Source organism: Streptomyces sp. DSM 116793 (assembly GCF_057320905.1).
Map to the genome: position 1 here is coordinate 5,544,901 of NZ_CM170494.1, position 18,330 is coordinate 5,563,230.

Sequence of the window (18,330 nt, forward strand, 5' to 3'; positions counted from 1 at the left end):
CCGGCGGGCACCCGCCCCGACCCGCTGACCCGACCGCACGGCCGGCCCCGGCCCGCCCCGAACCGGCTGGGACCGGCCGTGCACCCCCCGCTCCGCCGCGCTCAGCCGCGCGGTGCGTCCAGGGCGGGAAGGGCGGGGGCCGCCGCGGGCACGTCGAACGAGATCCAGACGTCCGGCGGCAGGTCCGGACGGCCGGGCACGGGCCTGCGCTCCTCCGTCCACCGGTCCCCGGCGATCGCGGTGGCGACCCGGCGCCAGAACCGGACGGCACCGGCGTTGGCGTCTTGGAAGGCCACCTCCCAGGGGCCCGGGTGCCGGGCGACGACGTCCTGGACGGCGTGCCGACCGACCCCCGCGCGGCGGACGCCGCGCACCACGAAGAAGCTGTTCAGCACGGCCTTCGGCCCGCTGAGCCCGCGCACGAACGCGAAGCCCGCCGGCCGGTCCGTGCCCGGCGCCCCGCTCTCCAGCAGATACGCCGCCCAGTCGGGCCCACCAGCGAGCGCCGCCTCCAGCCGCTCGCTCCGGTAGGTCCCGTCCGGGTTCGGCAGCTCCCCGCCGAACTCACTCATGTCGTGCCGGAACATCAACCACATCCGCTCCAGCACAACCCGGTCCCCGGCACCGGCCCGCCGCACACGCACATCCGTCATGCCCTCGCTCCTCCTCGCTCCGGAACGCTCCCGAACGCTTCCGGACAACAGAAAAAGCCTCCCGGCCCGGGAGGCTCCCGGCGCCGGAAGGCGTGATGTCCGGGGTGCACCGTACCAGTCGGACGGGCTCCGTGCCCCGCGCGGCTGACCGCACGGGGCCCCGTCGCCGGTCCGGCACGGGGCCCGTCGCTCAGTCGTCGCCGAAGACCTCGTCGACGGTGGTGGCGGTGACCGCCCTGTGGAGCCAGGTGCCGAGGGTCTCGGAGTCGGTGCAGCCAGTGATTCGCAGCCGCGCGGTGTCGTCGATGGTGATGCCGCGCGCCTTGAGAACCAGGAGGAGGCCCTCTGTGCGTCCTTCCGCGCGTCCTTCCGCGCGCAGCTTCTGTGACGTCTCCGAGCGGAAGAAAGAGAGGTCGATGGCCATGAGATCCCTCCAGGTCTGTGCTGCCGGGCTGGTGCCCAGCCCGAGTTCGGTGAGCTCCCGGAAAACGGTGGCGGTGTCTTCGTCAACGGTTTTCAATGCGGTGGCCAGCGCATTCAGCATGGTATCCGCGTCCGGGTGATTGCCGTGTGTAATCGCCGCAAACGTGGCGAGGGGGATGCCTCCACGGCCAGCAGGTAGCTGCCGTCCGTTTCCGTGTCGATCCGCAGGAGCGTGTCCACCCTGCGTTCCAGCGGCTTGATCTCCGTGAGATCGGTGGTTAAGAGGGACACCGCGACAGGCTCGGCGAAAGGGATCCCGAGCTTGCCGAAGGAGCGGGCGAAGATGCCGGGATCCTCCTGGAAGATCCGATGCATCGCCTCATGGGATGAAGCGACCATGGGCGGGACGCTAAAACGCCAACGGCATATGCCGAGTGTAGATATGGGAGGGTTCACCCGATAGGGGGTTGCCTCACCCGCTTGAGGGTCGTGTGGCGGGCCTCGACCGCCGGGGGGAGCGCGCCCGTATCGTCCCGCGCGGACGTACGCCCCACTCGCCGCGCCTGCGTCCCCGCAGGGGTCCCGCCGTGACCGGCGTCACCCCCTGGCACTCCCGCACTGGTCCATCCGTTTGGACAAGCACCACCGCGGGGTAGGATCCCCGCTCGATTGGCCCCTGCCCCCGCGCGTATGGCAGACTGTCCGGGTTGCTCGGTTGAGTGCCGATGCTGCGCGCCTCCCGCCGGGGGGACCGGAAGCGAGTCCCACAGTACTCGTCGCCCCAACTGCGCCCAGGGCCGTCGGCCCTGACCGCAGCGCTGAGGCGGACGTACGGGAATCTTCCGGGAAGTGTCAGCGGGGCGCCGGCCAGGCACCCGGTGGACGGACCGCCCGGTCCCCGTCCCCGGCCCGTGATCGTCGGATCGTCGATCGCATCCCCTCGCAAGGGACGTCCCCAGGTGGACACGTATGCGAGCGGGGAGCGACACGCCCGACCGCGTGGGTCGGAGAGGGGATCGCATCCGACCGCCGGGTTCCAGAGCGTTCAACGAGAGACAGGACTAAGAAGCAGCCATGGCGGGACAGAAGATCCGCATCCGGCTCAAGGCCTACGACCACGAGGTCATCGACTCCTCGGCGAAGAAGATCGTCGAGACGGTGACCCGCACTGGTGCGTCGGTCGCGGGCCCGGTGCCGCTGCCCACAGAGAAGAACGTGTACTGCGTCATCAAGTCGCCGCACAAGTACAAGGACTCGCGCGAGCACTTCGAGATGCGCACGCACAAGCGGCTCATCGACATCCTCGACCCGACCCCCAAGACCGTTGACTCGCTGATGCGCCTCGACCTCCCGGCGGGCGTCGACATCGAGATCAAGCTCTGAGAAGGCGGGCTGACCAACGATGACGACCAAGAACATCAAGGGCATCCTGGGCGAGAAGCTCGGCATGACCCAGGTCTGGGACGAGAACAACCGTGTCGTCCCGGTGACCGTGGTCAAGGCCGGCCCCTGCGTCGTGACCCAGGTCCGCAGCGGCGACCGCGACGGCTACGAGTCCGTCCAGATCGCCTTCGGCGAGATCGACCCGCGCAAGGTGAACAAGCCCCTCAAGGGCCACTTCGCCAAGGCCGACGTCACTCCCCGCCGCCACCTCGTCGAGATCCGTACCGCGGACGCCAGCGAGTACACCCTCGGCCAGGAGGTGACCGCCGAGACCTTCGAGGCCGGCGGCAAGGTCGACGTGACCGGCAAGAGCAAGGGCAAGGGCTTCGCCGGTGTGATGAAGCGCCACAACTTCGGTGGCCTCGGCGCCGGTCACGGCACGCAGCGCAAGCACCGCTCGCCCGGCTCCATCGGCGGCTGCGCCACCCCCGGCCGGGTGTTCAAGGGCCTGCGCATGGCGGGCCGCATGGGCAACGAGCGCGTCACCACCCAGAACCTGACCGTCCACGCCGTTGACGCGGAGAAGGGCCTGCTGCTCATCAAGGGCGCGGTTCCCGGTCCGAACGGCGGCCTCGTCCTGGTCCGCACCGCGGCCAAGGGGGCCTGAGGGAACGATGAGCACTGTTGACATCCTTTCGCCGGCGGGCGACAAGGCCGGTACCGTCGAGCTCCCCGCGGAGATCTTCGACGCCAAGGTCAGCATCCCGCTGATCCACCAGGTCGTCGTCGCCCAGCTGGCCGCGGCCCGCCAGGGCACGCACAAGACCAAGACCCGCGGCGAGGTCCGCGGCGGCGGCAAGAAGCCGTACCGCCAGAAGGGCACCGGCCGCGCCCGCCAGGGCTCGACGCGCGCACCGCAGTTCGCCGGCGGTGGCGTCGTGCACGGCCCCGTGCCGCGCGACTACGCCCAGCGGACCCCGAAGAAGATGAAGGCCGCCGCCCTGCGCGGTGCCCTCTCCGACCGGGCGCGCCTGGGCCGCATCCACGTCGTCTCCGGTGTGATCGAGGGCGACGCCCCGTCCACCAAGGCGGCCAAGACCCTGTTCGGCAAGATCAGCGAGCGCAAGAACCTGCTGTTGGTCATCGACAGGACCGACGAGGCCGGCTGGCTGTCCGCCCGCAACCTCCCCCAGGTGCACATCCTGGAGCCGGGCCAGCTCAACACGTACGACGTGCTCGTCTCGGACGACGTGGTCTTCACCAAGGCCGCCCTGGAGTCCTTCGTGGCCGCCCGTACCCCGGCCGCCAAGACCGCTGAAGGGAGCGAGGCCTGATGGCTACGCGTCACCCGAGCATTGCCCCGAAGGCGGCCAAGGCCGCCAAGGCGGCCCGCATCGCCAAGGCGAAGCGGCACGCCACCGAGGGCAAGAACACCGTCGAGACGCCGCTGAGCAAGTCGTACACGGACCCCCGTGACGTGCTGCTCAAGCCGGTCGTCTCCGAGAAGAGCTACGCGCTGCTCGACGAGAACAAGTACACGTTCATCGTCGACCCCCGCGCCAACAAGACCCAGATCAAGCAGGCCGTCCAGGCGGTCTTCTCGGTCAAGGTCACCGGGGTCAACACGATCAACCGTCCGGGCAAGCGGAAGCGCACCCGCACCGGTTTCGGCAAGCGCGCCGACACCAAGCGGGCGATCGTGACCCTCGCAGAGGGCGACCGTATCGACATCTTCGGCCAGGCCTCCTGACGGAGCGCCCTGGTCCGAATATCGGACGAGGACTGAGAAATGGGAATCCGCAAGTACAAGCCGACGACGCCGGGCCGCCGTGGCGCCTCCGTCGCCGACTTCGTCGAGGTCACGCGGTCCACGCCGGAGAAGTCGCTGGTCCGCCCCCTGCACAGCAAGGGCGGCCGTAACAACGCCGGTCGTGTGACCGTCCGCCACCAGGGCGGCGGGCACAAGCGCGCCTACCGCCTGATCGACTTCCGCCGCCACGACAAGGACGGCGTGCCGGCGAAGGTCGCACACATCGAGTACGACCCGAACCGCACCGCCCGTATCGCGCTGCTGCACTACGCGGACGGCGAGAAGCGCTACATCATCGCGCCGCGCGGCCTCAGCCAGGGCGACCGGGTCGAGAACGGCCCCGCCGCCGACATCAAGCCGGGCAACAACCTGGCGCTCCGCAACATCCCGGTCGGTACCACGATCCACGCGATCGAGCTCCGTCCGGGCGGCGGCGCCAAGTTCGCCCGCTCCGCCGGCGCCTCGGTGCAGCTGCTCGCGAAGGAGGGCTCCATGGCCCACCTCCGCATGCCCTCCGGTGAGATCCGCCTGGTCGACGTGCGCTGCCGCGCCACCGTCGGCGAGGTCGGCAACGCCGAGCAGTCGAACATCAACTGGGGCAAGGCAGGCCGCAAGCGCTGGCTGGGCGTCCGCCCGACCGTCCGCGGTGTCGCGATGAACCCGGTCGACCACCCGCACGGTGGTGGTGAGGGCAAGACCTCCGGTGGCCGCCACCCGGTGAGCCCCTGGGGTCAGAAGGAAGGACGTACTCGTTCTCCCAAGAAGGCGAGCAACAAGTACATCGTCCGCCGCCGCAAGACGAACAAGAAGCGCTAGGAGCGGGTTCAGATGCCGCGCAGTCTCAAGAAGGGGCCCTTCGTCGACGACCACCTGATCAAGAAGGTGGACGCCCAGAACGAAGCCGGCACCAAGAACGTCATCAAGACCTGGTCCCGTCGCTCCATGATCGTCCCGGCCATGCTGGGCCACACGATCGCGGTGCACAACGGCAAGACCCACATCCCGGTGTTCGTCACCGAGTCGATGGTCGGCCACAAGCTCGGCGAGTTCTCGCCGACGCGCACCTTCCGGGGCCACGTCAAGGAAGACCGGAAGTCCAAGCGCCGCTAACGCGGGGTGCAAACGACATGACGAACGTGTCAGACACTGAAGGGACAACCATGGAAGCCAGGGCCCAGGCGCGGTACATCCGCGTCACGCCCATGAAGGCCCGCCGTGTGGTGGACCTCATCCGTGGCCTGGACGCCGCGGAGGCTCAGGCGGTCCTGCGTTTCGCCCCGCAGGCCGCGAGTGAGCCGGTGGGCAAGGTGCTCAACAGCGCCATCGCCAACGCCGCGCACAACTACGACCACACCGACGTGAACAGCCTCTTCGTTTCCGAGGCCTATGTGGACGAGGGCCCGACCCTGAAGCGGTTCCGGCCGCGCGCCCAGGGCCGTGCCTACCGGATCCGCAAGCGGACCAGCCACATCACCGTGGTCGTCAGCAGCAAGGAAGGAACCCGGTAATGGGCCAGAAGGTAAACCCGCACGGGTTCCGGCTCGGTGTCACCACCGACTTCAAGTCGCGCTGGTACGCCGACAAGCTCTACAAGGACTACGTCAAGGAAGACGTCGCCATCCGCCGGATGATGACGCAGGGCATGGAGCGCGCCGGCATCTCCAAGGTGGAGATCGAGCGCACCCGTGACCGTGTGCGGGTGGACATCCACACCGCGCGCCCCGGCATCGTCATCGGCCGCCGCGGCGCCGAGGCCGACCGCATCCGCGGCGACCTGGAGAAGCTCACCGGCAAGCAGGTCCAGCTGAACATCCTCGAGGTCAAGAACCCCGAGACCGATGCCCAGCTGGTCGCGCAGGCCGTCGCCGAGCAGCTCTCCTCGCGTGTCTCCTTCCGCCGCGCCATGCGCAAGAGCATGCAGTCGGCGATGAAGGCGGGCGCCAAGGGCATCAAGATCCAGTGCGGTGGCCGCCTCGGCGGCGCCGAGATGTCCCGCTCGGAGTTCTACCGCGAGGGCCGTGTGCCCCTGCACACGCTCCGCGCCAACGTGGACTACGGCTTCTTCGAGGCCAAGACCACCTTCGGCCGGATCGGCGTGAAGGTGTGGATCTACAAGGGCGACGTCAAGAACATCGCCGAGGTCCGCGCCGAGAACGCGGCCGCCCGCGCCGGCAACCGCCCGGCCCGCGGCGGCGCCGACCGCCCGGCCCGTGGTGGCCGCGGTGGCGAGCGGGGCGGCCGTGGCCGCAGGCCGCAGCAGCAGCCGAGCGCGGCGGCGAACGCCGAAAGCGCCGCCCAGGGCGGCGAAGCTGGGGCAGGTGCCGCGGCTGCCGCGACGCCGGCCGAGACCAGTGGAACGGAGGCCTGACCGACATGCTGATCCCCCGTAGGGTCAAGCACCGCAAGCAGCACCACCCGAAGCGCAGCGGCGCTGCCAAGGGTGGCACGCAGGTGGCGTTCGGCGAGTTCGGCATCCAGGCGCTCACCCCGGCCTATGTGACGAACCGTCAGATCGAGGCCGCCCGTATCGCGATGACCCGCCACATCAAGCGTGGCGGCAAGGTCTGGATCAACATCTACCCGGACCGCCCGCTCACCAAGAAGCCCGCCGAGACCCGCATGGGTTCCGGTAAGGGTTCGCCGGAGTGGTGGGTCGCGAACGTCAAGCCGGGACGGGTGATGTTCGAGCTGTCCTACCCGAACGAGAAGATTGCGCGTGAGGCGCTTACCCGCGCTGCTCACAAGCTTCCGATGAAGTGCCGCATTGTCCGGCGCGAGGCAGGTGAAGCGTGATGTCGGCCGGTATCAAGGCCTCCGAGCTGCGCGAGCTGGGCAACGAGGAGCTTCTGGGGAAGCTCCGCGAGGCCAAGGAAGAGCTGTTCAACCTCCGCTTCCAGGCGGCGACCGGCCAGCTCGAGAACCACGGCCGGCTGAAGGCCGTCCGCAAGGACATCGCCCGGATCTACACCCTGATGCGCGAGCGTGAGCTGGGCATCGAGACGGTGGAGAGCGCCTGATGAGCGAGACGAACGTGACTGAGACTGCAAGCAAGAGCGACTCCGCCCAGCGCGGTTTCCGCAAGACCCGTGAGGGTCTGGTCGTCAGCGACAAGATGGACAAGACCGTCGTCGTCGCTGTCGAGGACCGCGTCAAGCACGCGCTGTACGGCAAGGTCATCCGCCGTACCAGCAAGCTCAAGGCGCACGACGAGCAGAACGCCGCGGGTATCGGCGACCGCGTCCTCCTGATGGAGACCCGGCCGCTGTCCGCGACCAAGCGCTGGCGCGTCGTCGAGATCCTCGAGAAGGCGAAGTAATACTGCGGGGCAAAGCGCCCCGCATGCCCCCGCTGGGGTGCCCGCCGTCCCGGTCCGAAGGATCCGGGCGGCGGCCCCCAGCACCAGTTCCGCCAGGCTCTCCGGCTCACCCCGGAGGGAACCGGCAGACGATCAGGAGAAAGACGTGATCCAGCAGGAGTCGCGGCTTCGCGTCGCCGACAACACCGGTGCCAAGGAAATCCTTTGCATCCGTGTTCTCGGTGGCTCGGGCCGCCGCTACGCGGGCATCGGTGACGTCATCGTCGCCACCGTCAAGGACGCGATCCCCGGTGGCAACGTGAAGAAGGGTGACGTCGTCAAGGCGGTCATCGTTCGCACCGTCAAGGAGCGCCGCCGCCCGGACGGCTCGTACATCCGCTTCGACGAGAACGCCGCCGTCATTCTGAGGAACGACGGCGACCCCCGCGGCACCCGTATCTTCGGCCCGGTCGGCCGTGAGCTGCGCGAGAAGAAGTTTATGAAGATCATCTCGCTCGCGCCGGAGGTGCTGTAGGCATGAAGATCAAGAAGGGCGACCTGGTCCAGGTCATCACCGGCAAGGACAAGGGCAAGCAGGGCAAGGTCATCGCGGCCTACCCCAAGCTGGACCGTGTCCTCGTCGAGGGTGTCAACCGGGTCAAGAAGCACACCAAGACCGGCCAGACCGCACGCGGCTCGAAGACCGGCGGCATCGTGACCACCGAGGCCCCGATCCACGTGAGCAACGTCCAGCTCGTGGTGGAGAAGGACGGCAAGAAGGTCGTCACCCGCGTCGGCTACCGCTTCGACGACGAAGGCAACAAGATCCGCGTTGCCAAGCGGACCGGTGAGGACATCTGATGACTGCTGCCACCATTGCGCCGCGTCTGAAGACGCGCTACCGCGAAGAGATCGTCGGCAAGCTGCGTGACGAGTTCAAGTACGAGAACGTCATGCAGGTGCCCGGCCTGGTCAAGATCGTGGTCAACATGGGTGTGGGCGACGCCGCCCGTGACTCCAAGCTGATCGAGGGCGCCATCCGCGACCTCGCCACGATCACCGGCCAGAAGCCCGCCGTCACCAAGGCCCGGAAGTCCATCGCGCAGTTCAAGCTGCGTGAGGGCCAGCCGATCGGTGCGCACGTCACGCTCCGTGGCGACCGGATGTGGGAGTTCCTCGACCGCACCCTGTCGCTGGCGCTGCCGCGCATCCGTGACTTCCGCGGTCTGTCCCCGAAGCAGTTCGACGGCCGGGGCAACTACACCTTCGGTCTCACGGAGCAGGTCATGTTCCACGAGATCGACCAGGACAAGATCGACCGCGTCCGGGGTATGGACATCACCGTGGTCACCACGGCGACCAACGACGAAGAGGGCCGCGCGCTCCTCCGTCACCTCGGCTTCCCGTTCAAGGAGGCGTGAGCGAGATGGCGAAGAAGGCCCTGATCGCGAAGGCTGCCCGCAAGCCCAAGTTCGGCGTGCGTGCCTACACCCGCTGCCAGCGGTGCGGCCGTCCGCACTCCGTGTACCGCAAGTTCGGCCTCTGCCGTGTGTGCCTGCGTGAGATGGCGCACCGCGGCGAGCTGCCGGGCGTCACCAAGAGCTCCTGGTAGTCACCACTACGCCGTAGGTCCCCGCGCCGCACCCGCCCCGTCCGAGTACGGGGAGAGGGATGGCGCAGACAGGAAACCGCGGTGAGAAAGGCCATAGGCCACTTCATGACCATGACCGATCCAATCGCAGACATGCTGACCCGTCTGCGGAACGCGAACTCGGCGTACCACGACACCGTGGCGATGCCGCACAGCAAGATCAAGTCGCACATCGCGGAGATCCTCCAGCAGGAGGGCTTCATCACCGGCTGGAAGACCGAGGACGCCGAGGTGGGCAAGAACCTCGTCCTCGAGCTGAAGTTCGGCCCGAACCGTGAGCGCTCCATCGCGGGCATCAAGCGGATCTCCAAGCCCGGTCTGCGGGTCTACGCGAAGTCCACCAACCTGCCGAAGGTGCTGGGCGGCCTGGGCGTGGCGATCATCTCCACGTCCCACGGGCTCCTCACCGACAAGCAGGCCGGCAAGAAGGGTGTGGGCGGGGAAGTCCTCGCCTACGTCTGGTAATCGGGATAAGGAGGAAATGCAATGTCGCGTATCGGCAAGCTCCCCATCCCGGTTCCCACCGGCGTGGACGTCACCATCGACGGCCGTTCGGTGCAGGTGAAGGGCCCCAAGGGGACCCTCTCCCACACCGTTGCCGCGCCGATCGAGATCGAGAAGGGCGAGGGCGTCCTGAACGTCACCCGCCCGAACGACGAGCGGCAGAACAAGGCCCTGCACGGCCTGTCCCGCACGCTGGTGGCGAACATGATCACCGGTGTGACCACGGGATACGTCAAGAAGCTCGAAATCAGCGGTGTCGGTTACCGTGTCGCGGCGAAGGGCTCCAACCTGGAGTTCTCGCTCGGCTACAGCCACCCGATCCTCGTCGAGGCTCCCGAAGGCATCACCTTCAAGGTGGAGAACCCGACCCACTTCTCTGTCGAAGGCATCGACAAGCAGAAGGTCGGCGAGGTCGCCGCGAACATCCGCAAGCTGCGCAAGCCCGACCCGTACAAGGCCAAGGGTGTCAAGTACGAGGGCGAAGTGATCCGCCGCAAGGTCGGAAAGGCGGGTAAGTAAGCCATGGCATACGGTACGAAGATCGCCAAGGGTGACGCCTACAAGCGTGCCGCGATCAAGCGCCGCCACATCCGGATCCGTAAGAAGGTCTCCGGCACGGCCGAGCGTCCGCGTCTGGTCGTGACGCGCTCCAACCGCCACATCGTGGCCCAGGTCATCGACGACCTGAAGGGCCACACCCTGGCGTCCGCGTCCACGCTGGACAGCTCGATCCGCGGCAGCGAGGGCGACAAGTCCGCGCAGGCCGGCCGGGTCGGCGCCCTGGTCGCCGAGCGCGCCAAGGCAGCGGGCATCGAGGCCGTGGTGTTCGACCGTGGCGGCAACAAGTACGCGGGGCGGATCGCCGCCCTGGCCGACGCCGCCCGCGAAGCCGGGCTCAAGTTCTGAGCCTGCCGTAGCTAGCGGAGACGAAGAGAGGTAATTCCAATGGCTGGACCCCAGCGCCGCGGTAGCGGTGCCGGTGGCGGCGAGCGGCGGGACCGGAAGGGCCGTGACGGCGGCGCAGCTGCCGCCGAGAAGACCGCGTACGTTGAGCGCGTCGTCGCGATCAACCGCGTCGCCAAGGTTGTGAAGGGTGGTCGTCGCTTCAGCTTCACCGCGCTGGTCGTGGTGGGCGACGGCGACGGCACCGTCGGTGTCGGATACGGCAAGGCCAAGGAGGTGCCGGCCGCCATCGCCAAGGGTGTGGAGGAGGCCAAGAAGCACTTCTTCAAGGTCCCCCGGATCCAGGGCACCATCCCGCACCCGATCCAGGGTGAGAAGGCCGCGGGCGTCGTCCTGCTCAAGCCGGCGTCCCCCGGTACCGGTGTGATCGCCGGTGGCCCGGTGCGTGCCGTGCTGGAGTGCGCCGGCGTCCACGACATCCTGTCGAAGTCGCTCGGCTCCGACAACGCGATCAACATCGTGCACGCCACCGTGGAGGCCCTGAAGGGCCTGCAGCGTCCCGAGGAGATCGCGGCCCGCCGCGGTCTGCCCCTGGAGGACGTGGCCCCCGCGGCCCTGCTGCGTGCGCGTGCCGGGGCGGGTGTGTGATGGCCCGCCTCAAGATCACGCAGACGAAGTCGTACATCGGCAGCAAGCAGAACCACCGTGACACCCTTCGTTCGCTCGGTCTCAAGCGGGTGAACGACGTGGTCGTCAAGGATGACCGCCCCGAGTTCCGCGGCATGGTGCACACCGTCCGCCACCTCGTGACGGTCGAGGAGGTCGACTGATCATGGCGGAGCAGAAGCCGCTCAAGATCCACAACCTCCGTCCGGCCCCCGGCGCCAAGACCGCCAAGACCCGGGTGGGTCGTGGTGAGGCGTCCAAGGGCAAGACGGCCGGTCGTGGTACCAAGGGCACGAAGGCCCGCTACCAGGTTCCGGAGCGCTTCGAGGGCGGCCAGATGCCGCTCCACATGCGGCTCCCGAAGCTGAAGGGCTTCAAGAACCCGTTCAAGACCGAGTACCAGGTCGTCAACCTCGACAGGCTCTCCGCGCTCTACCCCGAGGGCGGCGACGTCACGGTGGCCGACCTGGTCGCCAAGGGTGCCGTTCGCAAGAACAGCCCCGTCAAGGTCCTCGGCCAGGGTGAGGTCTCCGTGGCGCTGCGGGTGACGGTCGACGCCGTCTCCGGCTCCGCCAGGGAGAAGATCACCGCCGCGGGCGGCAGCGTCACCGAGGCATGACCCGGTGACCTAATTCACGCCAACCGGGGATACCTCATACGGGGTATCCCCGGTTGGTCATTCCACGGGGGCAGTGTCGCCGGTAAGGTGGCCTGCACTGCCAACTTTGCGCGCGCCGGAGCCCACCAGACGCCGGGATGCGCGGGTTGACAGGTACACAGACCGGTATTTGTTGGAACCTCAAGACCGTCACCTCTGACGCACGCGCGCGGGGGTCGCTGCAGGAGGCACCGTGCTCACCGCGTTCGCCCGGGCGTTCAGGACGCCCGACCTGCGCAAGAAGCTGCTCTTCTCGCTCGGCATCATCGTGGTGTACCGGATCGGTACGCACATCCCGATTCCCGGAGTCAGCTACAAGAACGTCCAGACCTGTATGGACCAGGCCAGTGCCAACCAGGGTCTCTTCGGTCTGGTCAACATGTTCAGTGGTGGTGCGCTGCTCCAGATCACGGTCTTCGCGCTCGGCATCATGCCGTACATCACAGCGAGCATCATTCTCCAGCTGCTGACCGTGGTCATCCCACGCCTGGAGGCCCTGAAGAAGGAGGGCCAGGCGGGCACCGCCAAGATCACGCAGTACACCCGGTACCTGACGGTCGCGCTGGCCGTGCTCCAGGGCACCGGCCTGGTCGCCACCGCCCGCAGCGGCGCGCTGTTCCAGGGCTGCCCGGTCGCCAACCAGATCGTGCCCGACCAGTCGATCTTCACCACCATCGTGATGGTCGTCACCATGACGGCCGGCACCGGCGTCGTGATGTGGCTCGGCGAGCTGATCACCGACCGCGGCATCGGCAACGGCATGTCGATCCTGATGTTCATCTCGATCGCCGCCACCTTCCCGAGCGCGCTCTGGGCGATCAAGAAGCAGGGCTCGCTCGCGGACGGCTGGATCGAGTTCGGCACGGTGATCCTGATCGGCCTCGTGATGGTCGGTCTCGTGGTCTTCGTGGAACAGGCCCAGCGGCGCATTCCGGTCCAGTACGCGAAGCGGATGATCGGCCGTCGCTCGTACGGCGGTACCTCCACCTACATTCCGCTGAAGGTCAACCAGGCGGGCGTGATCCCCGTCATCTTCGCGTCGTCGCTGCTCTACATTCCGGCGCTGATCGCCCAGTTCGCCAGCGGCAATTCCGCCTGGAAGACCTGGATCCAGACCAACCTCACCAAGGGTGACCACCCGATTTACATCACCCTGTACTTCCTGTTGATCGTGTTCTTCGCCTTCTTCTACGTGGCGATCTCGTTCAACCCCGAGGAAGTCGCGGACAATATGAAGAAGTATGGTGGTTTCATCCCTGGCATCCGTGCCGGGCGCCCGACCGCTGAATATCTGAGCTATGTGCTCAACCGCATCACCTGGCCGGGCTCGCTGTATCTGGGTCTGATCGCGCTTGTGCCGACGGTGGCGCTGGTCGCTTTCGGGGCGAGTCAGAACTTCCCGTTCGGCGGTACCAGCATCCTGATCATCGTGGGTGTCGGCCTGGAGACGGTGAAGCAGATCGAGAGCCAGCTCCAGCAGCGCAACTACGAAGGGTTCCTCCGCTGATGCGAATCGTCCTCGTCGGACCGCCCGGTGCCGGCAAGGGAACGCAGGCCGCGTACCTCGCCAAGAACCTGTCGATCCCGCACATCTCGACGGGCGACCTGTTCCGGGGCCACATCAGCAACGGAACCGAGCTGGGCAAGCAGGCCAAGTCGTACATGGACGCCGGGAACCTGGTCCCGGACGAGGTCACCATCGCCATGGCCAAGGACCGCATGTCCCAGCCGGACGCCGAGAACGGCTTCCTGCTGGACGGCTACCCGCGGAACGTCGCCCAGGCCGAGGCGCTCGACGAGATGCTGAAGTCCGAGTCCATGAAGCTGGACGCGGTCCTGGACCTGGAGGTCCCCGAGGACGAGGTCGTCAAGCGGATCGCCGGCCGGCGGATCTGCCGCAATGACGCCGGCCATGTCTTCCACGCCACCTACGCCCCGCCGAAGCGGGAGGGCGTCTGCGACGTCTGCGGTGGGGAGCTGTACCAGCGCGACGACGACAGCGAGGACACCGTCCGCAAGCGGCTGGAGGTGTACCACAGCCAGACGGAGCCGGTGATCGACTACTACCGGTCGCAGGGGCTTGTGGTGACGATCTCCGCGCTCGGCAAGGTGGAGGAGGTCACGGAGCGCGCGATGACGGCGCTCCGTACCTCCTAGCCCTCTTGTGGGGCCACCCCGTTCCGCCCAAGGGGCGCGGGGCTGTGTCGATGTGCGGCTCCGCCGCGTGGGCGCGACCAGCCACAGCGATGCCCGTAGCTCGCCACCGGCCGAAGGGGGCGGATGCGGTCGCATCCGGACCACCGGCCGGTGCGGGCTGGTCACGCAGTTCCCCGCGCCCCTGCCGGGGTGACGTTGGCCGTAAGGTGGTAGGCCGGTGACCCCGGGCCGGGCAGGCCCGCGTATCGGCTCAGAAAGGCGACAGCCGCCATGGTGCAGATCAAGACTCCCGAGCAGATCGCCAAGATGCGTGAGGCGGGACTGGTGGTGGCCGCCGTCCACGAGGCGACCAGGGCCGCCGCCGTGCCGGGGGCCACCACCAAGGACCTCGACGACATCGCCCGCAAGGTGCTCGCCGAGCACGGTGCCACCTCGAACTTCCTGGGCTACGGCGGCTTCCCCGCCACCATCTGCACCTCGGTGAACGAGGTCGTGGTGCACGGCATCCCCCGCTCCGACGTCGTCCTCAAGGACGGCGACATCATCTCCGTGGACGCCGGCGCCGTGGTCGACGGCTGGCACGGCGACGCCGCGTACACCGCGTTCGTCGGCAGTGGTCACCCCCCGGAGCTGGTCGAGCTGTCCCGGGTGACCGAGGAGTCCATGTGGGCCGGGCTCGCCGCTGTGAAGAACGGCAACCGCCTGGTCGACGTCTCCCGCGCCATCGAGACGTACATCCGCCGCCAGCCCAAGCCGGGCGGCGGCAAGTACGGGATCATCGAGGACTACGGCGGCCACGGCATCGGCACCGAGATGCACATGGAGCCCCACCTGCTGAACTACGTGGAGCGCCGGCGCGGCCGCGGACCGCGGCTGGTGCCCGGCTTCTGCCTGGCCATCGAGCCCATGGTGAGCCTCGGCACCCCCCGCACCCAGGTGCTCGACGACGACTGGACGGTCATCACCACCGACGGCACCTGGTCCTCGCACTGGGAGCACACCATCGCCCTCACGGAGGAGGGGCCGCTGGTGCTCACCGCCCCCGACGGCGGCAGGGCCAAGCTCGCGGAGTACGGGATCACCACCGCCCCCGACCCCGCCGCGAGGCCCTGACGCGGTCCGAGGCGGGGGAGACCCTTCCGGGGTCCCCACGCCGGGAGCCACGCATAAAGACCTCCCTCGGTGGGAAACCATGCGAGTACGCTGCGCCGGGCGGCGGCGATTCGTCTTTCCGGGTGCACTGACGTAGACTGACTCGTCGGCTCTCGTGCACCCGTCAATCAGCATGCGCTCCAGCGGCGGCCTTCTACGTTCCGTGAGGTCAGTGGACCCGCTGTGACCGGCTGGGCCGGCGGGGTCAGGCGGGAGTCGGCTCAGGTAGTCGATTCGAAGGGCGAAGCGTGGCCAAGAAGCAAGGTGCCATCGAGATCGAGGGCACTGTCGTCGAGTCTCTTCCGAACGCGATGTTCAAGGTCGAGCTCCAGAACGGCCACCAGGTCCTGGCACACATCAGCGGCAAGATGCGCATGCACTACATCCGCATCCTCCCTGACGACCGGGTCGTGGTGGAGCTTTCTCCGTACGACCTCACCCGTGGCCGGATCGTCTACCGGTACAAGTAGATCTTGCTGAGCCCCGCTCCCGTGGGGTCCCAGCACTGACCCGGAGAACCTCGATCCCATGAAGGTCAAGCCGAGCGTCAAGAAGATCTGCGACAAGTGCAGGGTGATCCGCCGTCACGGCCGGGTCATGGTCATCTGCGACAACCCGCGCCACAAGCAGCGCCAGGGCTGAGCAGGACCGCACCTCTGCACCCGCAGACTTCGCGCGACGCAAGCACGACATGTACATATCGCAGGGCCCGGATCTCGCCAGTGCCGCGCAGTAGGGCATCAGAGATCCGACACCCCCGGTCGGAGGCCGGGGACCCAGTCGTACCGCACTTTCCTCTGCGGAGGGCCGGCGGCTGGGGGCGGTCCTGTGGAAGACCTCCGACGATCAACTGGAGCCATTGAATGGCACGCGTTTCCGGTGTTGACATCCCGCGCGACAAGCGCGTGGAGGTCGCCCTCACCTACGTGTTCGGCATCGGCCGGACCCTGTCGCAGCAGACGCTGGCGGCCACGGGCGTGAACCCCGACACCCGCGTTCGCGACCTGTCCGAGGAGGACCTGGTCAAGATCCGCGAGTACGTGGACACCAACCTCAAGACCGAGGGTGACCTCCGCCGCGAGGTCGCGGCCGACATCCGCCGCAAGGTGGAGATCGGTTGCTACCAGGGCCTGCGCCACCGCCGTGGCCTGCCCGTGCACGGCCAGCGCACCAGCACGAACGCCCGCACCCGCAAGGGCCCGCGTCGCGCCATCGCCGGCAAGAAGAAGCCGGGCAAGAAGTAGTCCTCAGCGGTCGATCGACAGCGGACGCTGCGGGACCGACCACCTCCACGGGAGAAATACATGCCTCCGAAGGGCCGTCAGGGCGCTGCCAAGAAGGTACGCCGCAAGGAAAAGAAGAACGTCGCTCACGGGCACGCCCACATCAAGAGCACGTTCAACAACACCATCGTCTCGATCACCGACCCCACGGGCAACGTGATCTCCTGGGCCTCCGCCGGCCACGTCGGCTTCAAGGGCTCGCGCAAGTCGACCCCGTTCGCCGCGCAGATGGCCGCCGAGTCGGCCGCGCGCCGCGCGCAGGAGCACGGCATGCGCAAGGTGGACGTCTTCGTCAAGGGCCCGGGCTCGGGCCGCGAGACCGCCATCCGCTCGCTCCAGGCGACCGGTCTCGAGGTGGGCTCCATCCAGGACGTCACGCCCACCCCGCACAACGGCTGCCGTCCGCCCAAGAGGCGCCGGGTCTGAGTCACGCTCGGCGCCGTCCGAGGTTGCGCCCCCTCGCGGGGCCGGGTGCGGGTGGTACGGCACGATTCGGCTGTACCACCCGTACCCTTGCAGTACGCCGCGCGGTCGCGCGCGGTCCGTCGGGCGTCAAATAGCGGGCGTCCACGAACTGAAGGATCTGATCCACACATGCTGATCGCTCAGCGTCCCTCGTTGACCGAAGAGGTCGTCGACGAGTTCCGCTCCCGGTTCGTCATCGAGCCGCTGGAGCCGGGCTTCGGCTACACCCTCGGTAACTCCCTGCGCCGTACGCTCCTCTCCTCGATCCCGGGTGCGGCGATCACGTCGATCCGCATCGACGGTGTCCTGCACGAGTTCACCACCGTGCCGGGCGTCAAGGAGGACGTGACCGACCTCATCCTCAACATCAAGCAGCTCGTCGTCTCCAGCGAGCACGACGAGCCCGTGGTGATGTACCTGCGCAAGCAGGGCCCCGGCCTGGTCACCGCGGCCGACATCGCCCCGCCCGCGGGCGTCGAGGTGCACAACCCCGACCTCGTCCTCGCCACGCTGAACGGCAAGGGCAAGCTGGAGATGGAGCTGACCGTCGAGCGCGGCCGCGGCTACGTCTCCGCCGTGCAGAACAAGCAGGTCGGCCAGGAGATCGGCCGGATCCCGGTCGACTCGATCTACTCGCCGGTGCTCAAGGTCACCTACAAGGTGGAGGCGACCCGTGTCGAGCAGCGCACCGACTTCGACAAGCTGATCGTCGACGTCGAGACCAAGCAGGCCATGCGGCCGCGCGACGCCATGGCGTCCGCGGGCAAGACCCTGGTCGAGCTCTTCGGGCTGGCCCGTGAGCTCAACATCGACCAGGAGGGCATCGACATGGGTCCGTCGCCGACGGACGCGGCCCTCGCGGCCGACCTGGCGCTGCCGATCGAGGAGCTGGAGCTGACGGTCCGGTCCTACAACTGCCTCAAGCGTGAGGGCATCCACTCCGTGGGTGAGCTCGTCGCCCGCTCCGAGGCGGATCTGCTGGACATCCGGAACTTCGGCGCGAAGTCGATCGACGAGGTCAAGGCGAAGCTCGCGGGCATGGGCCTGGCCCTCAAGGACAGCCCGCCCGGATTCGACCCGACCGCCGCGGCGGACGCGTTCGGCGCCGACGACGACGCGGATGCGGGATTCGTCGAGACCGAGCAGTACTAGGAGCTCGGGACCGACGGTCCGTTCTCGGGTGCGGGTGCGCTGTGTTTGATCGCGCCCACGCGGCGGAGCTGCGTGGAGTCAGGGCCCGCGCCCCTTCCGGGCCCCTTCGGGGGCCCGGATCTCCGACAGGCGACCGCCTGCTCGGATACTGACCCCGGTACCTGATACGGCCGGG

At 68.0% G+C, this 18,330-nt stretch carries 32 protein-coding genes; 29 read left to right on the top strand and 3 right to left on the bottom strand.

Translation table 11 applies throughout. The features are described from left to right. Window positions 1-101 precede the first annotated feature (101 nt). The 3 genes from ACSMXW_RS21705 to ACSMXW_RS21715 form a co-directional block, all read right to left on the bottom strand. Window positions 102-653: a GNAT family N-acetyltransferase gene (locus tag ACSMXW_RS21705; RefSeq protein WP_485798548.1), complete on the bottom strand. Its 552-nt coding sequence runs from the start codon at window positions 651-653 to the stop codon at window positions 102-104. A gap of 190 nt (window positions 654-843) precedes the next feature. Beyond that, entirely contained in the window at window positions 844-1,197 is a 354-nt protein-coding gene (locus ACSMXW_RS21710; protein ID WP_485798550.1) for a hypothetical protein, read from the bottom strand. Further along, complete coding sequence (locus ACSMXW_RS21715; protein ID WP_485798552.1) at window positions 1,191-1,475, bottom strand: hypothetical protein; 285 nt, start codon at window positions 1,473-1,475, stop codon at window positions 1,191-1,193. The genes ACSMXW_RS21710 and ACSMXW_RS21715 overlap by 7 nt, the downstream gene beginning before the upstream one ends. 675 nt (window positions 1,476-2,150) lie before the next feature. On the opposite strand from ACSMXW_RS21715, the gene rpsJ reads away from it, so the two are divergent. The 29 genes from rpsJ (at window position 2,151) to ACSMXW_RS21860 (ending at window position 18,155) form a co-directional block, all read left to right on the top strand. Beyond that, entirely contained in the window at window positions 2,151-2,459 is a 309-nt protein-coding gene (rpsJ, locus tag ACSMXW_RS21720; RefSeq protein WP_003948644.1) for a 30S ribosomal protein S10, read from the top strand. A gap of 19 nt (window positions 2,460-2,478) precedes the next feature. Then, a complete protein-coding gene (rplC, locus tag ACSMXW_RS21725; protein WP_485798553.1) occupies window positions 2,479-3,126 on the top strand; it encodes a 50S ribosomal protein L3 in 648 nt (215 codons plus the stop codon). A 7-nt stretch (window positions 3,127-3,133) separates the two neighbouring features. Next, window positions 3,134-3,793, top strand: a complete 660-nt coding sequence (gene rplD, locus ACSMXW_RS21730; protein ID WP_485798554.1) for a 50S ribosomal protein L4 — start codon at window positions 3,134-3,136, stop codon at window positions 3,791-3,793. After that, on the top strand, window positions 3,793-4,209 hold the full coding sequence (rplW, locus tag ACSMXW_RS21735) for a 50S ribosomal protein L23 (RefSeq protein ID WP_485798555.1): 417 nt from the start codon (window positions 3,793-3,795) through the stop codon (window positions 4,207-4,209). The genes rplD and rplW overlap by 1 nt, the downstream gene beginning before the upstream one ends. A 39-nt stretch (window positions 4,210-4,248) precedes the next feature. Next, window positions 4,249-5,085 (top strand): 50S ribosomal protein L2, encoded by an 837-nt coding sequence (gene rplB / locus ACSMXW_RS21740; protein ID WP_485798557.1) that lies wholly within the window; start codon window positions 4,249-4,251, stop codon window positions 5,083-5,085. Between the two features lie 12 nt (window positions 5,086-5,097). After that, the gene (gene rpsS / locus ACSMXW_RS21745) at window positions 5,098-5,379 is read left to right on the top strand and encodes a 30S ribosomal protein S19 (RefSeq protein ID WP_004984529.1); all 282 of its coding nucleotides are present in this window, start codon (window positions 5,098-5,100) and stop codon (window positions 5,377-5,379) included. A 50-nt stretch (window positions 5,380-5,429) separates the two neighbouring features. Then, a complete protein-coding gene (gene rplV, locus ACSMXW_RS21750; protein ID WP_485798560.1) occupies window positions 5,430-5,777 on the top strand; it encodes a 50S ribosomal protein L22 in 348 nt (115 codons plus the stop codon). Beyond that, complete coding sequence (gene rpsC, locus ACSMXW_RS21755; protein WP_485798561.1) at window positions 5,777-6,637, top strand: 30S ribosomal protein S3; 861 nt, start codon at window positions 5,777-5,779, stop codon at window positions 6,635-6,637. Before rplV ends, rpsC begins: the two co-directional genes overlap by 1 nt. 5 nt (window positions 6,638-6,642) lie before the next feature. Further along, window positions 6,643-7,062, top strand: a complete 420-nt coding sequence (rplP, locus tag ACSMXW_RS21760; RefSeq protein WP_485798562.1) for a 50S ribosomal protein L16 — start codon at window positions 6,643-6,645, stop codon at window positions 7,060-7,062. Continuing rightward, entirely contained in the window at window positions 7,062-7,286 is a 225-nt protein-coding gene (gene rpmC, locus ACSMXW_RS21765; RefSeq protein ID WP_189931912.1) for a 50S ribosomal protein L29, read from the top strand. The genes rplP and rpmC overlap by 1 nt, the downstream gene beginning before the upstream one ends. Beyond that, window positions 7,286-7,585, top strand: a complete 300-nt coding sequence (gene rpsQ, locus ACSMXW_RS21770) for a 30S ribosomal protein S17 (RefSeq protein ID WP_485798564.1) — start codon at window positions 7,286-7,288, stop codon at window positions 7,583-7,585. The genes rpmC and rpsQ overlap by 1 nt, the downstream gene beginning before the upstream one ends. 145 nt (window positions 7,586-7,730) lie before the next feature. After that, window positions 7,731-8,099 (top strand): 50S ribosomal protein L14, encoded by a 369-nt coding sequence (gene rplN, locus ACSMXW_RS21775; RefSeq protein ID WP_189931916.1) that lies wholly within the window; start codon window positions 7,731-7,733, stop codon window positions 8,097-8,099. Window positions 8,100-8,101: 2 nt separating this feature from the next. Then, window positions 8,102-8,425, top strand: coding sequence for a 50S ribosomal protein L24 (gene rplX, locus ACSMXW_RS21780; RefSeq protein WP_189931918.1), 324 nt, complete (start codon window positions 8,102-8,104; stop codon window positions 8,423-8,425). Next, window positions 8,425-8,985 (top strand): 50S ribosomal protein L5, encoded by a 561-nt coding sequence (rplE, locus tag ACSMXW_RS21785; RefSeq protein ID WP_485798567.1) that lies wholly within the window; start codon window positions 8,425-8,427, stop codon window positions 8,983-8,985. The genes rplX and rplE overlap by 1 nt, the downstream gene beginning before the upstream one ends. 5 nt (window positions 8,986-8,990) lie before the next feature. Continuing rightward, on the top strand, window positions 8,991-9,176 hold the full coding sequence (locus tag ACSMXW_RS21790) for a type Z 30S ribosomal protein S14 (protein ID WP_003956452.1): 186 nt from the start codon (window positions 8,991-8,993) through the stop codon (window positions 9,174-9,176). Window positions 9,177-9,281: 105 nt separating this feature from the next. Continuing rightward, window positions 9,282-9,680: a 30S ribosomal protein S8 gene (rpsH, locus tag ACSMXW_RS21795; RefSeq protein WP_033319644.1), complete on the top strand. Its 399-nt coding sequence runs from the start codon at window positions 9,282-9,284 to the stop codon at window positions 9,678-9,680. Between the two features lie 21 nt (window positions 9,681-9,701). Beyond that, window positions 9,702-10,238 carry a 50S ribosomal protein L6 gene (gene rplF, locus ACSMXW_RS21800; RefSeq protein ID WP_485798569.1) on the top strand — a complete coding sequence of 179 codons (537 nt, stop codon included), beginning with the start codon at window positions 9,702-9,704 and terminating at the stop codon, window positions 10,236-10,238. Between the two features lie 3 nt (window positions 10,239-10,241). Continuing rightward, window positions 10,242-10,625, top strand: coding sequence for a 50S ribosomal protein L18 (rplR, locus tag ACSMXW_RS21805; RefSeq protein ID WP_485798571.1), 384 nt, complete (start codon window positions 10,242-10,244; stop codon window positions 10,623-10,625). Between the two features lie 39 nt (window positions 10,626-10,664). Continuing rightward, window positions 10,665-11,270 (top strand): 30S ribosomal protein S5, encoded by a 606-nt coding sequence (gene rpsE, locus ACSMXW_RS21810; protein ID WP_189931926.1) that lies wholly within the window; start codon window positions 10,665-10,667, stop codon window positions 11,268-11,270. Continuing rightward, window positions 11,270-11,452, top strand: coding sequence for a 50S ribosomal protein L30 (gene rpmD / locus ACSMXW_RS21815; protein WP_485798574.1), 183 nt, complete (start codon window positions 11,270-11,272; stop codon window positions 11,450-11,452). Before rpsE ends, rpmD begins: the two co-directional genes overlap by 1 nt. Before the next feature lie 2 nt (window positions 11,453-11,454). Continuing rightward, window positions 11,455-11,907, top strand: a complete 453-nt coding sequence (gene rplO / locus ACSMXW_RS21820) for a 50S ribosomal protein L15 (protein ID WP_485798576.1) — start codon at window positions 11,455-11,457, stop codon at window positions 11,905-11,907. Between the two features lie 232 nt (window positions 11,908-12,139). Next, on the top strand, window positions 12,140-13,453 hold the full coding sequence (secY, locus tag ACSMXW_RS21825) for a preprotein translocase subunit SecY (RefSeq protein WP_485798578.1): 1,314 nt from the start codon (window positions 12,140-12,142) through the stop codon (window positions 13,451-13,453). Next, window positions 13,453-14,103, top strand: coding sequence for an adenylate kinase (locus ACSMXW_RS21830; RefSeq protein ID WP_485798579.1), 651 nt, complete (start codon window positions 13,453-13,455; stop codon window positions 14,101-14,103). Before secY ends, ACSMXW_RS21830 begins: the two co-directional genes overlap by 1 nt. Before the next feature lie 270 nt (window positions 14,104-14,373). Beyond that, the gene (gene map, locus ACSMXW_RS21835; protein ID WP_485798581.1) at window positions 14,374-15,216 is read left to right on the top strand and encodes a type I methionyl aminopeptidase; all 843 of its coding nucleotides are present in this window, start codon (window positions 14,374-14,376) and stop codon (window positions 15,214-15,216) included. Window positions 15,217-15,503: 287 nt separating this feature from the next. Next, complete coding sequence (gene infA, locus ACSMXW_RS21840; protein ID WP_003948620.1) at window positions 15,504-15,725, top strand: translation initiation factor IF-1; 222 nt, start codon at window positions 15,504-15,506, stop codon at window positions 15,723-15,725. 58 nt (window positions 15,726-15,783) lie between these two features. Next, the gene (rpmJ, locus tag ACSMXW_RS21845) at window positions 15,784-15,897 is read left to right on the top strand and encodes a 50S ribosomal protein L36 (RefSeq protein ID WP_003974245.1); all 114 of its coding nucleotides are present in this window, start codon (window positions 15,784-15,786) and stop codon (window positions 15,895-15,897) included. 221 nt (window positions 15,898-16,118) lie between these two features. Then, window positions 16,119-16,499 (top strand): 30S ribosomal protein S13, encoded by a 381-nt coding sequence (rpsM, locus tag ACSMXW_RS21850; RefSeq protein WP_485798594.1) that lies wholly within the window; start codon window positions 16,119-16,121, stop codon window positions 16,497-16,499. Between the two features lie 60 nt (window positions 16,500-16,559). Further along, complete coding sequence (gene rpsK, locus ACSMXW_RS21855; protein ID WP_003948617.1) at window positions 16,560-16,964, top strand: 30S ribosomal protein S11; 405 nt, start codon at window positions 16,560-16,562, stop codon at window positions 16,962-16,964. A 168-nt stretch (window positions 16,965-17,132) separates the two neighbouring features. Beyond that, window positions 17,133-18,155: a DNA-directed RNA polymerase subunit alpha gene (locus ACSMXW_RS21860; protein ID WP_485798597.1), complete on the top strand. Its 1,023-nt coding sequence runs from the start codon at window positions 17,133-17,135 to the stop codon at window positions 18,153-18,155. The last annotated feature ends 175 nt before the right edge of the window (window positions 18,156-18,330 follow it).

Excerpts from the sequence above, each read along its gene's own strand:
- rpsJ (WP_003948644.1), top strand. The coding sequence starts at position 2,151 with ATGGCGGGACAGAAGATCCGCATCCGGCTCAAGGCCTACGACCACGAG.
- rplB (WP_485798557.1), top strand. The coding sequence starts at position 4,249 with ATGGGAATCCGCAAGTACAAGCCGACGACGCCGGGCCGCCGTGGCGCC.
- rpsE (WP_189931926.1), top strand. The coding sequence starts at position 10,665 with ATGGCTGGACCCCAGCGCCGCGGTAGCGGTGCCGGTGGCGGCGAGCGG.
- rpsM (WP_485798594.1), top strand. The coding sequence starts at position 16,119 with ATGGCACGCGTTTCCGGTGTTGACATCCCGCGCGACAAGCGCGTGGAG.
- rplC (WP_485798553.1), top strand. The coding sequence starts at position 2,479 with ATGACGACCAAGAACATCAAGGGCATCCTGGGCGAGAAGCTCGGCATG.
- rpsC (WP_485798561.1), top strand. The coding sequence starts at position 5,777 with ATGGGCCAGAAGGTAAACCCGCACGGGTTCCGGCTCGGTGTCACCACC.
- rplF (WP_485798569.1), top strand. The coding sequence starts at position 9,702 with ATGTCGCGTATCGGCAAGCTCCCCATCCCGGTTCCCACCGGCGTGGAC.
- rpsH (WP_033319644.1), top strand. The coding sequence starts at position 9,282 with ATGACCATGACCGATCCAATCGCAGACATGCTGACCCGTCTGCGGAAC.
- ACSMXW_RS21830 (WP_485798579.1), top strand. The coding sequence starts at position 13,453 with ATGCGAATCGTCCTCGTCGGACCGCCCGGTGCCGGCAAGGGAACGCAG.
- rplX (WP_189931918.1), top strand. The coding sequence starts at position 8,102 with ATGAAGATCAAGAAGGGCGACCTGGTCCAGGTCATCACCGGCAAGGAC.
- rplP (WP_485798562.1), top strand. The coding sequence starts at position 6,643 with ATGCTGATCCCCCGTAGGGTCAAGCACCGCAAGCAGCACCACCCGAAG.
- rplD (WP_485798554.1), top strand. The coding sequence starts at position 3,134 with ATGAGCACTGTTGACATCCTTTCGCCGGCGGGCGACAAGGCCGGTACC.
- rpmC (WP_189931912.1), top strand. The coding sequence starts at position 7,062 with ATGTCGGCCGGTATCAAGGCCTCCGAGCTGCGCGAGCTGGGCAACGAG.
- ACSMXW_RS21710 (WP_485798550.1), bottom strand. The coding sequence starts at position 1,197 with ATGCTGAATGCGCTGGCCACCGCATTGAAAACCGTTGACGAAGACACC.
- rpsS (WP_004984529.1), top strand. The coding sequence starts at position 5,098 with ATGCCGCGCAGTCTCAAGAAGGGGCCCTTCGTCGACGACCACCTGATC.
- rpmD (WP_485798574.1), top strand. The coding sequence starts at position 11,270 with ATGGCCCGCCTCAAGATCACGCAGACGAAGTCGTACATCGGCAGCAAG.
- ACSMXW_RS21790 (WP_003956452.1), top strand. The coding sequence starts at position 8,991 with ATGGCGAAGAAGGCCCTGATCGCGAAGGCTGCCCGCAAGCCCAAGTTC.
- rpmJ (WP_003974245.1), top strand. The coding sequence starts at position 15,784 with ATGAAGGTCAAGCCGAGCGTCAAGAAGATCTGCGACAAGTGCAGGGTG.
- rplO (WP_485798576.1), top strand. The coding sequence starts at position 11,455 with ATGGCGGAGCAGAAGCCGCTCAAGATCCACAACCTCCGTCCGGCCCCC.
- map (WP_485798581.1), top strand. The coding sequence starts at position 14,374 with ATGGTGCAGATCAAGACTCCCGAGCAGATCGCCAAGATGCGTGAGGCG.
- rpsQ (WP_485798564.1), top strand. The coding sequence starts at position 7,286 with ATGAGCGAGACGAACGTGACTGAGACTGCAAGCAAGAGCGACTCCGCC.
- ACSMXW_RS21860 (WP_485798597.1), top strand. The coding sequence starts at position 17,133 with ATGCTGATCGCTCAGCGTCCCTCGTTGACCGAAGAGGTCGTCGACGAG.
- ACSMXW_RS21715 (WP_485798552.1), bottom strand. The coding sequence starts at position 1,475 with ATGGTCGCTTCATCCCATGAGGCGATGCATCGGATCTTCCAGGAGGAT.
- rplW (WP_485798555.1), top strand. The coding sequence starts at position 3,793 with ATGGCTACGCGTCACCCGAGCATTGCCCCGAAGGCGGCCAAGGCCGCC.
- rplV (WP_485798560.1), top strand. The coding sequence starts at position 5,430 with ATGGAAGCCAGGGCCCAGGCGCGGTACATCCGCGTCACGCCCATGAAG.
- rplE (WP_485798567.1), top strand. The coding sequence starts at position 8,425 with ATGACTGCTGCCACCATTGCGCCGCGTCTGAAGACGCGCTACCGCGAA.
- rpsK (WP_003948617.1), top strand. The coding sequence starts at position 16,560 with ATGCCTCCGAAGGGCCGTCAGGGCGCTGCCAAGAAGGTACGCCGCAAG.
- ACSMXW_RS21705 (WP_485798548.1), bottom strand. The coding sequence starts at position 653 with ATGACGGATGTGCGTGTGCGGCGGGCCGGTGCCGGGGACCGGGTTGTG.
- rplR (WP_485798571.1), top strand. The coding sequence starts at position 10,242 with ATGGCATACGGTACGAAGATCGCCAAGGGTGACGCCTACAAGCGTGCC.